Here is a 13,348-nt window from a genome sequence, read left to right on the forward strand (position 1 = left end):
AATAAGTGTCTACTTAATTGACAGAAGACCAATTGAGTTGATTCTACTGGAGATAATCCAAGGTAGATTTTTCGAAACACTTGATATGCCTCCTGATACTGTACCAAATCCAACGCAGACTACTCCCAATCAACGTATCTTTCTTCTCCGCCGAATAATTTATCTGCAACCAATTTCCCATCCTCACTAAACCCCCGAATCGTCCAATTGTCCTCCGAAGGCCCATTAAATACAAATAAGGCGTAATTGTCGGTAACCTCTTGCAGACGGTACTCGCTTGGATTTGATTTTACTTCGTCAAGGGATAGCCGATAAAGTTCCGTTAGCCCAATATCCTCTATGTGGTTTCCGATCGCGATATACTCGATATTCGATTTATCAGCGGTTTTGACGGCCACTACAAAACTTTCGGGATCTCCAATCCCGGAAGCTTGAAATGGTTTGCCTTCCAAAACCTGAAAACTATAAGATCCTCCGTCATAACGGTAGAGGAACCCGTATTTCTTTTCTATTTTTGCCACGCCAAAAGTATGGTTGGAATTGTCCTCGAATAAAACAGCCTTGGCGCTATTCCCCATATCCTCGGTCCGAATAACCTTTACATCCCCGTGTATGGCGTTCGTTATTTTGAAATGCAGTCCTTCTACAAAAAGAAATCCGACTATAGCGCATACGGAAATGACCGCAAACATGAATTTTTTCAAGTAAATCCCTCCCATCCATTTATGAGCTTATATCCTTGCGTAAGAAAAAGCCAGTGAACTTCCGTTTCTTTGAGCTCTAACAAAGCCATGATATAATAACGCCAATCAAGCATTGGAGGTCGCATAAGAACGTGGAAACAACAACCGAGCAGCAAATCGCGGAGTGGATGGTTAACGAGATTAAATTCAGAGGGATGCTGCGCCAGGAGGAAGCGATCGAGCATGTGAAGCAGCATTTTGGCGAGCAGTATATCTTCGTGAACGAGAACGGGAATGTCTCCTTGGAAAAGGATGTGAAAAAGGCATTCCGCAAGCTGCATAAGGGACGGGTCGCTTGGGACCGGGACGGCTTCTTCTGGGCGTGGACTTAAGCTCGGCCTCACCGCCCGACCAACGTCGGCACCGTAACAAAAAAGCCTCCAGCATAAGCTGGAGGCTTCATCTATTTAAGCTAGTCAATCAACCGATGCCGGTACCATTTCTTGCCGCGGAAGCGCCAGAGGAAGATAGCCCCCCTTACGCCCCACTCGAGGTTCATCGCGAGCCAGACGCCGATGATGCCGAAGTCGAAGACAATCGCGAGCAGATATCCAAGCACAATCCGGAACAGCCACATCGACAGGAGCGATACGACCGACGTAAACTTCGAGTCGCCCGCCGCCCGAAGGGCCGACGGCATAATAAAGCTGATGGACCAGAACACAACCTGCATAAGAGCGTTAATAATCGTAATGATGAAGATATCGTCCACAATCTCAGCCGGAGGATGGAACAGCCCCACCAACGGATAGAATAGCGGCAGCATCAGGCAAGCCATGATGAACAGGCATACCGTGGACAACCACAGGAAGGATCGGGTGAACTTCCGGGCATCCTCGATATTCCGCTGCCCCATGCATTGGCCAATAACCGTGATTGCGGTGATCGCCAGCGCATTGGACGGAATCTGCAGCACGTTGGCAAGCGAGCCGCTAATCGCGTTAGTTGCGATAGCGAAGGTACCCAGACCAACGACAAACGTTTGGGTAACGATTTTGCCGCCGTTGAAGAACATCTGCTCTGCCGCAAACGGCAGCCCGACGAACAAAATTTTCCGAAGCATCGAAAAATTGACCGACAGCATATCCCGAAGGCGGAGCCGCAGGTTCGTATCAATCTTTACGAGGTAGACAATGGCCAGAATAGCTGCCGCATACCGCGAAATATTGACGGAGATGGCAAGCCCCAGCACGCCCATATTCATCAGGTTAATAAAGACGATGTTGAGCAGCACGTACGTCAGGTTCATGACAAGCGACAGCATGAGCGATGCCCGGCTTCTTCCGATCCCGCGAAGCGCCCCGCATACCGCCTCCATCATGGCGATGCCGACATAAGACAAGCCGCTGCCAATCAGATACGTCCTACCCTCCCGGAATACCTCCGGCGAAGCCGCTCCGAACAGCAGATTGAGCATCTGGCTATGGAACACCACGACAATCAGGCTGATTGCAAAAGCGACAAGCGTAACCGACGAGACGGAGCTCGCCGCGGACTTCGATACCATCTGATGATTGCCGCTGCCTTTGTATTGCGCAACAACAACCGTTCCCCCTGTCGATACGGCGATAAAGACGCTGATCAGGAAGATGTTCAGCGAATCGACCATATTGACGGCACTGACCGCGTCCACGCCGGACGAGCTGACCATTGCCGTGTTCACCAGGTTGAGGCCAACGATAAACGCCTGATCAATCAAAATGGGAATAAACAAGGCAATTATTTGCCGGTAATCAATCGACACTCCCGTGAAGTGCTTTTCCAGGAAAGCCTCATGCTTTCCTCTCAGTCTGGGTCGTCCTATACCCATATCATCATCTCATTCTTCTCGTTGAATTGGTGAAGCTTAAACTACCTACTAAGCTACTACTATCGCCATGATTTGTCCATGGCGGATTTCCGGCTAACGGCACAAAAAATCCACCTGCCTTAAGCGGCCGTGGATTCGGAGGATTCGTACGTCTGCGCTCTTCTGCTTTCAAGCTTCCGGGCGATGTAAAGCACCAGCATAAGACCAAGCAGCGCCACGCCTACGGAGAGCGGAATCGCCCAATGATGGGTGGAGTGCGAGAAGAACGGGATCAGCGCCACAGCCACAATCGGCGGGGCATTCCATTTGAATTTATTGATTAGCCAGATGGTAATAATGACGTTAACAAAAAGCGAGATCGGACTTGGATAAATGTAGTACAATACTGTCCCGATGACAGAGGATACAACCGCGCCAAAGGTGACTTTGCCCACTTCGGATATCGTCGAGGAACGGGATAAGAACAGAAAGCTAAACGCGCCAAGCGTTGGGAAAAATAAGGTGTCCAGGAAAGAAAAATGCAGGGAAAGCCAATAAATAAGCATCACATACAGGCAAATTGCTATGGTTTTCAAGTTCATGAGCTTCTTGTTTTACCTCCAGTCAGCTGCCGTACAAAATTGCGCTCGTTCCATTTTAATGAGTTTTGGAAAGAGCGTCAATCGCAAAATATTCTCATTTATTTATACCTAAATCCCTACCAGAAAACTCAGAATTATTGTATACTGAGTGTAATCATCACGTAAACCATTTCGCGTGAATGGAGGATTCCTATGTCCCAACCAACAGTTAACCTCAGTTACGAATGCGTCGAGGAAGTGCCCTTGCACCGCGTCCGCGGCAATCAGCTTGGCATACTGTTAAGCGTGATCGCAACGGTATTAACCCAGCAATGGTGGATTCTAATCCTGCCGCTGGCCGTTCAGCTCATCAGCCGTACGTACGGAGTCAAATATAACCTGTTTGTCCGCCTGCTCTCGCCCTTGCTCCCGGTGAGCCAGCGGACCGAGGCCCGCGAGCTGCTGCGCTTTAACAACCTGCTCGCGATTCTGTTCCTTGTCGTAACTCTTGCCGCCCATTATCTTGGGCTGACGGTGTTGTCTTACATCGCCCTAGGCATGCTGACTGCCGCCGTTGTGGCTGCTTTAAGCGGCTTCTGCCTCGGCTGCTTCATGTACTTTCAATACAAGCAGTTCCGCCTGCGCCATCAGAGATCCTGACAACAAACGAAAGCCCGCCGTCATCCGGCGGGCTTTCTTTCTATTCCGTTTAAAGAACGATATCGGAAATAAACCGCTCCAACACCGTCACATCGGTAATGTTTTTGTTACAGCTCTCGCTGTTCACGCACATATAATTGCCGATAGCCTTGTAGTAATCCGGCGAAGCATTAGCCGGTCTCGACTTCGTAACGGCCGAGAACAATGCCACTTCCTCATGCCGGTTGCACAGGAAGCATACGCTCTTTTTCTGCACCGGCGTAAATCTGCCTTCCACGCCTACAAGCCGGCCGTTCAGATGATACGCGAGATACATTTTATTCGTTGCGATATCGGTCCAGCCGAGATAAGTCACGTAACGCAGATCAATTGCCGCGAGATCGGGAACCTTCAGCTTTTTGGCCTTTGGGAACAGCTTCTTCAGCTGCTTCTCCTCGACTGTATCGAACGGCTTCACGTATTCCTCAAGCGACCTCAGATAACCCTGAAACTCCAGCGGGGTATTTAACGACGCAAAGCTTTCGAGCAGCTTCTGCTCAGCCTCGGTTGCCCCCGGGAATGCTTGCATCACTTTAAAAGGCGTGTTTGACCGCACCGACGCAATAACCTTAGGATCGGATACCGTGCTGCAAGCCTTTTGCAGCTCTCCTACTTGCTTCTTAATCAAATTCAGTTGATGGTTTCTAATAAATGGTGTACACATTGCTTTGTCAGCCCCTTATTTTTATTTGATCGACTTACTCTCAAATAAGGTGCAAAGCCCATTATTAGAAACGATAGCCGGGCGACCATCCTTCAAGTACGCCCCATGCAAAGTATCGCCCCTAATTCAGGCTCTGCATGAAGCTGATTCGTAATCCGGCAAATTGATTTGCCATTGTTACCGCCTCCCTTTACTACTCGATTATAAAATAGATCCGGCTTCGCCCGCAATCCTCGCGGCTTAGCCTTACATCCATTCCCGCAGCTGCGGCATCATCCGCTTCGCATCCTCGTAGCCCTGCTTGTACAAGGCATCAAGCTTCGCCGGATCCCGTTCCATTCTTCCCACCGCAAGCGTCTGTTGGGGACGAATCACAAATACCGCCCCTCTCTTCTCCTGCTCGGCGATATAATCCAGCGTCCCGTTATAACGTTCATGCCTGCCGAGCATCTGCTCCACCAGCCTTGGATACTTCCGGTAGGCGCGCTGCACGATCCAACTGAACCTGCCGGCCGATTTCCGGTAGTCCCCGTTCCTCGTCAGAATAAGCAGATTACGCTTATAGCCGTCGCTCTCGGCCTTCCCGAGCGGAATCGGATCGGATATCCCGCCGTCCAGCAGCTTCCGCCCTCCGTATTCCACAATCGGCGCGATAAAAGGAAGCGAGCTGGATGCCCGGAGCAGCCGCAGCAGGTCAAAGCCCGGATCGCTTTTCCGGTAATAGACGGTCTCTCCCGTCTCGCAGTCGGTTGTGCCAATGACGAACTCCTCCGGGCTCCGCTCGAAAGCCGCGTAATCGAACGGGACATGCCGATTCGGAATCTCGTCGAAGATAAAGTCCATTCCGAAGAGCTGGCCCTTCTTCCAGAGGTTTTTCCAAGAGATATACCGCGGATCGCTTACCCATTCCACATTGACCGTCCGGTTGCGCCCAAGCTGTCTAGACAGGTAGCTCGCCCCCATGCAAGCCCCCGCCGATACGCCGACCATATAAGGAAAATACACGTTATGCTCCGAAAAATACTCCAGCACGCCCGCCGTATACACGCCCCGCATGCCGCCGCCTTCCAGTACCAGTCCGATATTGTTCGCCGTACTCATGATTCCTGCCTCCCGCCAGTGGCTTCGTCTCTATTCGTTACTTTCATTGTAGCGTAATCGCTAAAGAAACTTAACAAACTTTCCTAAGTCCATGCCTTGAAACCAGCCATCAACTATGTCACAATCGAGAAGGATACGCGGGACAGTTGTCTATATCCCGTCAATTTGCAACCGATTACATAGTTGGCGGCAATTCAATCCGATTCCAGCAACAAGAATCATCACAAATAGCGTGATCCACGCATTGTGTAATCATCCATTTTAGGAGGGACTTATCAATGAGAACCATTAAACTCGGAAGCACTGCGCTTGAGGTACCGGTAGTTGCGGTTGGCTGTATGCGTATCAATTCCTTGGATAAAGCAGGGGCAGAGCGTTTTGTCCAAACGGCACTGGAGCAAGGGGCGAACTTCTTCGACCATGCGGACATTTACGGCGCCGGCACATGCGAGGAAATCTTCGCCGAAGCGATTCATATGAACGACAGCGTTCGTGAAAATATTATTTTGCAATCCAAATGCGGTATTAAGCCGGGCGTTATGTTCGACTTCTCGAAGGAGCATATCCTTGCTTCGACGGATGCGATCCTGAAGCGCCTCAAAACCGACTACCTCGACATTCTGCTTCTGCACCGTCCGGATGCGCTGGTTGAGCCGGATGAAGTGGCTGAAGCGTTCGACCGTCTGGAAAGCTCCGGCAAAGTACGCCACTTCGGCGTATCGAACCAAAACCCGATGCAAATCGAGCTGCTGAAAAAATCGGTAAAACAACCGATCGTGGCGAACCAGCTTCAACTCAGCATCACCAACGCGAACATGATCTCGAGCGGCATTAACGTGAACATGGAGAACAGCTCCGCAATCAACCGCGACGGCAGCATCCTGGACTACTGCCGCCTGCACGACATTACGGTTCAGCCTTGGTCGCCATTCCAATACGGATTCTTCGAAGGCGTATTCCTGGGCAACGACAAGTTCCCTGAACTGAACAAAGCGATCGACGCGATCGCCGGCAAATATGACGTAAGCAACACTACGATCGCCATTGCGTGGCTGCTTCGCCATCCTGCCAACATGCAGCCGGTTATCGGTTCGATGAACATCGAGCGTCTGAAGGACTGCGTAAAAGCAGCCGACATTACGCTTACCCGCGAAGAGTGGTATGAAATCTACCGCGCGGCAGGCAACATTTTGCCTTAAGAAGCTTTCAAGATCCTCAACAGCCTCTGGTTCAACGCCGGGGGCTGTTTCTTTTCCTATAGCAAGAATCATCAAGAACATCCGTTTCCATTCGTATACAATGAGATCACCCGGAGAACAAGGAGGCAATCATTCGAGTGAAGCAAGATTATCTGGTGCAGATTCAGCAGACGATTGATTACATTGAAGCCCATATAAGCGAGGAGCTGTCTTTATCGCGGCTGGCGCAGGTTGCGAGGCTCTCGGACTTCCATTTCCACCGGGTCTTTCTATCCATGGCAGGAGAGACCGTAATGGAATATGTGCGTAAAAGGCGTCTTGCGATATCCGCTTACCAGGTGGCTTATTCGGATGCAAAGCTGATTGATATCGCTCTCGATGCCGGGTTTCAGAACCATGAAACCTTCACCCGTGCCTTCAAGCGCATGTTCGAAATGACGCCGGGAGAGTACCGCAAGCGGGAGATCAAGCCTCCTGCCTACTCCAGGCTGAACATGCTGCAGCGCAAGTACAATCCCTATTTAGGAGGAATACGAATGGAATACAAGATCATAACCAAGCCTGCCTTCAAGGTCATCGGCTACGAGATCCGTACCCGGGCAAACGGAGACAATCACAAAGAGATTCCGGCCTTCTGGCAGGAATATATTCAAAAAGAGCTGTACAAAAACATTCCGAACCGCGTGCACAAGGATTCCCCGGTCGAGCTTGGCATCTGCTACAACTTCGATATGGGCTCGGACAGCTTCTCTTACCTGATTGGCATGGAAGCGGAAACCTTTGACGGCGTGGAAGGCGAAGGCCTCGTATGCCGTGAGTTCGACGGCGCCGAATACGCCGTGTTCACTACGCCAAAGGTGCCGCGCGAGCAGTTCTCCTCCTCGATTCAGAATACGTGGATGACCGTCTTTGGCGAATGGTTCCCTCATTCGGGCTACGAGCATGCCGGCACGCCGGAGTTCGAGCTGTATGACGAGCGCAGCAATCCTGAGCTGGCGGAGATTCAGATGGACATCTATGTTCCGGTGAAGAAGAAGGCTTAATGAAGCAAAAAAGGACTATTCCCACCCAAGGGGATAGTCCTTTTCCATTGCCGCTTACTCGTTGATGAGCCCGGCCGCAACCAGTACGCGCTTCATCATAACAACCGATTCCGCGCGGGTAATCGGCAACTTCGGCAGAAGCTTGCCGTTTGTTCCTTTTATAATGCCCTGCTTCGCTCCGGATGCTACCGCCGCAAGAGCCCAGCTGTCGATCTCCTTCTTATCGCTGAACGCGCTGAGTAGTCCCGCGGTTTCGCTGGCCGATGCTTGTGCCAGGCCAGTCATGCCGGAAGCCCGGTTCATCATCACAATCGCTTCCTGCCGGGTGATCGAAGCATTCGGATGGAAGCTTCCGTCCGAATATCCCGTAATAAGACCGTACGACATGGCGCTCGCTACCGCATCGTGGTACCATGCTGTCGCACCCACGTCGCGGAAGGATACTCGGGTATCGTCCTTGGGAGCATGAATGCCGAGTGCCCGCAGCAAAATAGCGGTGAATTCCGCTCGCGTTACGGAGCGGTCAGGCGCAAAGCGGTCTGCGGATACGCCCTGGATCACCATGCGGGATGCCAGATCGTTAATGTCGGCTTTCGCCCAATGCTTCGTTACGTCGGCAAAGGTTTTGGAATGCCCTACCACCGCGTACGTGCTGTTCGTCAAGCTGTTGATCTGCGCGTAGTAGTGACCCTCCGACTGCGTAATGACGGTAGGCACATGAGTGATCATACCGTCGCTTGCCATTACAACGCCAGTCGTGATACGGGAAGGGTCAACGCTGTCCGGAATCGCAATCGTGCGGCTTACGTAATTCGAGAAGCGGTCTATCGTAACCGATTTGCCTCTGTAGCTTGCCGTAACTTCAAACTGAACCGGCGTTGCGATAAGATCGGCCTCACTGTTAGCGGCGGCTTGCTCCACGCTTTCTTTATCCTTCGCGACCGATATGGTTACTTGAATCTTAATATCCTGCAAAGCCGTTCCCGCATCTAATTGACTAGCAACCTGATCGATATTCATCTGCGACGCAGACAACGTATAGCTGGCCTGATTGGTCTGGATGACAAGCGCTGCATCCCTATTTTCCATCAACTTGACCAGCTGTCCGTTCAGTTCGCCAACGACGACTTCGCGGCTGCCTTCCACTGGAAGCGTCAGCGTTTTGATCTGATTCTGTTTCAGCTGCTCGGCAACCTTCTCATTATCCACGCTGATGGTCGTAACAACACGGCCGTTTACGACAACGCTTGTCAGCGTAGCCGATTCGCCCTGCTCCTTGCCGTCCACAATCACCTTCACTTTACCGGTATCGATCGGCAGATTTGGATACACCGTAACTTCGCCTTCCGTTACCGCCACAGGCAAGGAGTGCATGTCCCCGTCCGTAAAGGTCAGGCTGGCGGGATCTTCCTTATCAACCGTGAGCTTCTGCTTGGCGGATTCCGAGCCGGATTTTGCTTTCACTTGTACCGTAAACAGCTGTTTGCCCTCGTTAATCAACCGGTCGCCACCCGTTGTATCAACCCAGATCACGCGCAGCCATCCGTTTTCCTGATCAATATTGGAGACAAAGCAGCCCTCCTGCGATTCGCTGCATGTCTCCGTATTCGCGTCGCCGTATTTCGGCTTAACGCTAATGATTTCGAGGGCTTTTGAGTCGTAATTCAGCTGAACGTTATACGAGCCGATCCCTCTTTCCGGCTGCTTGATCGATACCGGGATATCCACTGTCCCGCCGGTATTAACTGACACGTCGCCAATCTTCAGCTCGATGGGGGAGCTCTTCGCGGCAAAAACGTAAGGGCTGCCTAGCGACAATCCGCCCAGCAGCAGGGTAACAGCCAGCAAAGCCGTCAGTAAAGGGTTAAATATCTTCCGCTGTAAGGTCATGTTGAGCCTCCGATCAATTTTTATGGCGTATGATTGCCCATGTACTGGAATGAGCCTGCTGGATAAACGTTCCATTGGTCTTCGTCGTATTCAATCGATGCGCCGTTCACTCCGGATTTGCGGACAAGGGTTTTGCCGCTGGCTAATAACCCGCCCGGACCTGTTTCGGTTGGATCTCCCAATACATCAATCGTTTGAGTGCCCCTTTTTAAAACGATTGCTTTTAGAATCTTGTCGGGGTCGTTAATAATCACTTCATCGTTGTAATACGTTGCGTGCGTAACGTCAAAGAAGTCGTAAAACGTTCGGTCTATAAAAATAAAAGGCATGTTTTTATAGAACTCAAAAGCGATTGGATAGTTGCTGACTACGGTGGTATGGCTCTTGGTGTCATAGCGGTACACCGACACCGAGTAGGTATTCGCAGGGATCTTGTCCCCGCCTGGAGCCACCGTTGGCGCATAAAGTTCTATGGCTATTTGAGAATCAGAACCGCGCAGAAACTCCGAAATATACATCTCCGGCACGATCTCAACGGACGTTGTTTTGAACGCAAAAGCGTTAACCGTCTTGTTGCCGATCAAGCTGGCATCCACGAAGGCTCCCGCTTCGACCACCGCATAATACTCCGTATTTGCCGTGAAGGCATTATGTTGAATCGTTACGGTTGAACCGTTCACGGAAACTTTCGATCCGTTCGCCGCGTCTATCGTCTCGACTACGCTGTTATCGGCTTTCTTGTAGATCGTAATCTTTTTCCCCGCTGCGGCCGTGACATTCTTGTCAAAGGTCATCGTAAGCGGATCTACCTTCTTAACCTTGGTTGCTCCCGCTGCAGGAACCGTATTGATTAAGACCGGTTCGATTTCCGCCTTAACCGTCAGGTTCTGCGAGGTAATCGCATGCCCGCTTGCGACAGCCGAAGATGATGCGGTAACCGAGAAATCCGTAATGTCCGCATCAAAATCCGTACCGTCATAATCGAACATGACATAAGCCGATCCATCAGGTAACACTCCCGCACCGATAATCGATAAGCCCGCCGGTGCATGGTTCAATGCAAAATCATTCATGTCGACATTACTCAAGAACGTATCCCCGGTCAGGGTTAATGTGACGAAAGCTCCGGCATTCAAGATGCCTTCAACCAGTGGTGCGCCCGGATCTACGGCAGCCAGCATTTCACGCGTATCCTTGGACGTAAATGCCCAATCCGATACACCCGCGAACGGATTACCCGCCGCATCCTTCACTGCCCCCGCTTCAATCTGAATGACATACCCCTTCAACGCATCAAACGGAGCATGCTGAATCGTTAGCGTGTCACCGCTAACCGATACCTCCGAATCGCTGCCAAAGGTATAAACGGCAAACTCGGTGTGATCCTTGGCATTAACAATCTTGACCGTCTTCCCATTCACCGGCACGACCGGTTCGCTGAACGTCACCGTAAGCTTATCCGCCAGTTCTACCCCCGTACTGTTACCCGTAGGATTGAAGCTGCTCACAACCGGCGCAATCGTATCCGGCGTGGAGAAATTCCATGCCAAAATTCCTTGCAAGCCGGCATAGTTGTTGCCCGCAGCATCCCGGAATGCTCCCGCGTCGATTTCCACGTAAAAATCTGCACCGTCGGCCAGATTCGGATTAAGCAGCGTCACGGTATTACTGTTAATCTGGACGGCATTTGTGTCGGTCGCGTTATAGGTCTTGAACAGACTGTTGTCGGAAGCCCGGTAAATACGAACGGTCTTGCCGTTTACCGCTTGTACGGGCTCAGAGTATTCCATCGAGATATCGGCTGTCCGGTTTACGCCGGAGGCATCGTCCGCAGGCGTCGTTGACTGAAGAACCGGCGCAATCGTATCCGGCGTGGCGAACGACCAATCCGTACCGTTGATTCCCGCAAAGTTGTTGCCGCTAAGGTCAGTCAACGCCCCCGCCTCCACTTCGATGGAGTAAGACGTCGTCTCGGCCAAGCCCGAATTATGAATCGTCACCGACTTGCCGCTGATCGTCACTTTCGAGGCATCCGCAGCGTCATAGGAGACAAGCTCGCTATGATCCGCGTTGAGAATCGTAATTTTTTTACCGCTAACGGCTTGTACGTTCTCATCCAGCGTCAAGATGAAGTTCGACGCTTTATTAGCATCCGCCGCTCCGTTCGCCGGGGATAACGCGGCCGTAACCGGCCCTTCCGTATCTACGGTTGTAAAGCCCCATCCTGAGCTTCCTGAAATACCCCTAAACGGATTGCCGACAAGATCGGTAAAGGCGCCGGCATCAATCGTGACGTAATAAGCCGTTGCATTGCCGAGTCCCGGATTAACAAGAACGGCCGTGGTGCCCGTCACCGTCACTTTCGAGGGATCCGATGCGAGGTAGGTCGTCACCGGTTGATTGTCCGACGCACGGTATATATGTATGCTTTTGCCTGCTGCCGCTTTGATCGGCTCATTAAAGACAATCTGCAGCTGTTCGGTACGGCTTGCGGCATTCGATAGAGCTGCCGGCGTCGTTCCCGTTACGACAGGCGGCGAAGTATCGGGAACCAAGCCGATGGTGCCTGCCCGGGCAGCAGAGCCGGCTGCTCCGTTCGAATCAACCGGAGTAACCTCGAAGAAGAGGTGATGATCGACATCCGCGTCCTGAACGGTGTACGTTGTTGTTATTTCACCGGCAATCGGCGCCTTGTCGGAGCCGTCAGCAAGCGTGCCGCGGTACCATTGATAAAGCGTCGCGCCCTCGGCATCGTTCTCCGGATCGGCATAACGGTATCCGCCCGTTAGCGCGCTGCCCGTTTGCACCGTTCCCGTAATCGCAACCTTGTCGGCGACCGGCGCATCGTTGCTGTCTTTCAGCTCGGCAATAAACTTTACTCCGCCCGTTGCCGGCGTTTTGCCGACATAGCTATTCATCAGCACGGTTGCATCGGCCGTTGTAATGACGCCGTCGCGGTTAACGTCGAGCCTGTTTTTCTCCTGATCCGTTATCTGAAGCTTGGAATTAATCACTTTATAGATGTACAGCACGTCGGCTGAGGTTAATAGACCGTCCCCCGTTGTATCCCCAAGGAGAGTTACGTTTAGATCTACGTAATCGGTTAAAGCAAGCGAATTAGAATCACTGCCCGTAATCGCAAGACGGGTAACACCAGGCTCTTTGACGCGGACTTCGATCCGGCCATTAGCCGCTGTTGCCGTTGCCACATTTGATTTGCTCGAGGAGGCCGTTACGGTGACCTGACCCGTAAACTGCGGGAATACGCCGTTGACGTCAAAGCTGAAAGAGTCTCCGTTCACCGCCATGCCGGCGCTCAGCCATCCGCTGTCCCCCGTTACCGGCGTCAACAACGTATTGACCGGCTCCGCATGCACGGTTTGTCCGCCAACTAGCGGCACTGTAAGCAGGAAAGCCGATAAGGCGCAAGCTGCTCTCTTCGAATGACGAGAGCTGTTCATTCGTACGTTCATGTCATCGTTCCCTTCCTGGTGATTGGACTCTACGTTGCGAACCGAGAATGACTAAAGAACTATATTTTCGCACCCTTATATGAGTCTTTAAGCCCATTATTCGACACGTTTTGCCATAATCCTTTATATTAAGGCATGAAATTCCACATTTGATTGTCGAATCTCC

General features: G+C 51.6%; 11 protein-coding genes. 4 read left to right on the plus strand and 7 right to left on the minus strand.

Annotated features, from left to right (window positions below):
• Window positions 1–119 precede the first annotated feature (119 nt).
• The gene (locus CFI03_RS30780; RefSeq protein WP_248762897.1) at window positions 120–704 is read right to left on the minus strand and encodes a hypothetical protein; all 585 of its coding nucleotides are present in this window, start codon (window positions 702–704) and stop codon (window positions 120–122) included.
• Window positions 705–835: 131 nt separating this feature from the next.
• Here CFI03_RS30780 and CFI03_RS30785 point away from each other — a divergent pair, with 131 nt between their 5' ends.
• Window positions 836–1,075 (plus strand): DUF6953 family protein, encoded by a 240-nt coding sequence (locus tag CFI03_RS30785; RefSeq protein ID WP_481857728.1) that lies wholly within the window; start codon window positions 836–838, stop codon window positions 1,073–1,075.
• 80 nt (window positions 1,076–1,155) lie between these two features.
• Here CFI03_RS30785 and CFI03_RS30790 read toward each other — a convergent pair whose 3' ends face one another.
• Both CFI03_RS30790 and CFI03_RS30795 read right to left on the minus strand, forming a co-directional pair.
• Window positions 1,156–2,553, minus strand: a complete 1,398-nt coding sequence (locus tag CFI03_RS30790; RefSeq protein ID WP_248762899.1) for an MATE family efflux transporter — start codon at window positions 2,551–2,553, stop codon at window positions 1,156–1,158.
• Between the two features lie 119 nt (window positions 2,554–2,672).
• The gene (locus CFI03_RS30795) at window positions 2,673–3,128 is read right to left on the minus strand and encodes an HPP family protein (RefSeq protein ID WP_248762901.1); all 456 of its coding nucleotides are present in this window, start codon (window positions 3,126–3,128) and stop codon (window positions 2,673–2,675) included.
• 198 nt (window positions 3,129–3,326) lie between these two features.
• Between CFI03_RS30795 and CFI03_RS30800 the strand changes: the two genes are divergently transcribed.
• A complete protein-coding gene (locus CFI03_RS30800; protein ID WP_248762903.1) occupies window positions 3,327–3,773 on the plus strand; it encodes a DUF4395 domain-containing protein in 447 nt (148 codons plus the stop codon).
• A 49-nt stretch (window positions 3,774–3,822) separates the two neighbouring features.
• Here the strand turns inward: CFI03_RS30800 and CFI03_RS30805 are convergent, their stop codons facing one another.
• Both CFI03_RS30805 and CFI03_RS30810 read right to left on the minus strand, forming a co-directional pair.
• A complete protein-coding gene (locus CFI03_RS30805; RefSeq protein ID WP_248762905.1) occupies window positions 3,823–4,476 on the minus strand; it encodes a FusB/FusC family EF-G-binding protein in 654 nt (217 codons plus the stop codon).
• 246 nt (window positions 4,477–4,722) lie between these two features.
• The gene (locus CFI03_RS30810; RefSeq protein ID WP_248762907.1) at window positions 4,723–5,577 is read right to left on the minus strand and encodes a patatin-like phospholipase family protein; all 855 of its coding nucleotides are present in this window, start codon (window positions 5,575–5,577) and stop codon (window positions 4,723–4,725) included.
• A gap of 278 nt (window positions 5,578–5,855) precedes the next feature.
• Between CFI03_RS30810 and CFI03_RS30815 the strand changes: the two genes are divergently transcribed.
• The gene (locus tag CFI03_RS30815) at window positions 5,856–6,776 is read left to right on the plus strand and encodes an aldo/keto reductase (protein WP_248762909.1); all 921 of its coding nucleotides are present in this window, start codon (window positions 5,856–5,858) and stop codon (window positions 6,774–6,776) included.
• Window positions 6,777–6,913: 137 nt separating this feature from the next.
• A complete protein-coding gene (locus CFI03_RS30820) occupies window positions 6,914–7,819 on the plus strand; it encodes an effector binding domain-containing protein (RefSeq protein WP_248762911.1) in 906 nt (301 codons plus the stop codon).
• Between the two features lie 54 nt (window positions 7,820–7,873).
• Here CFI03_RS30820 and CFI03_RS30825 read toward each other — a convergent pair whose 3' ends face one another.
• Window positions 7,874–9,709, minus strand: a complete 1,836-nt coding sequence (locus CFI03_RS30825; protein WP_248762913.1) for an S-layer homology domain-containing protein — start codon at window positions 9,707–9,709, stop codon at window positions 7,874–7,876.
• Between the two features lie 20 nt (window positions 9,710–9,729).
• The gene (locus tag CFI03_RS30830; RefSeq protein WP_248762915.1) at window positions 9,730–13,182 is read right to left on the minus strand and encodes an Ig-like domain-containing protein; all 3,453 of its coding nucleotides are present in this window, start codon (window positions 13,180–13,182) and stop codon (window positions 9,730–9,732) included.
• Window positions 13,183–13,348 lie beyond the last annotated feature (166 nt).

The sequence above is a fragment of the Paenibacillus sp. ATY16 genome, assembly GCF_003399985.2.
GTDB lineage: Bacteria > Bacillota > Bacilli > Paenibacillales > Paenibacillaceae > Pristimantibacillus > Pristimantibacillus glycanilyticus.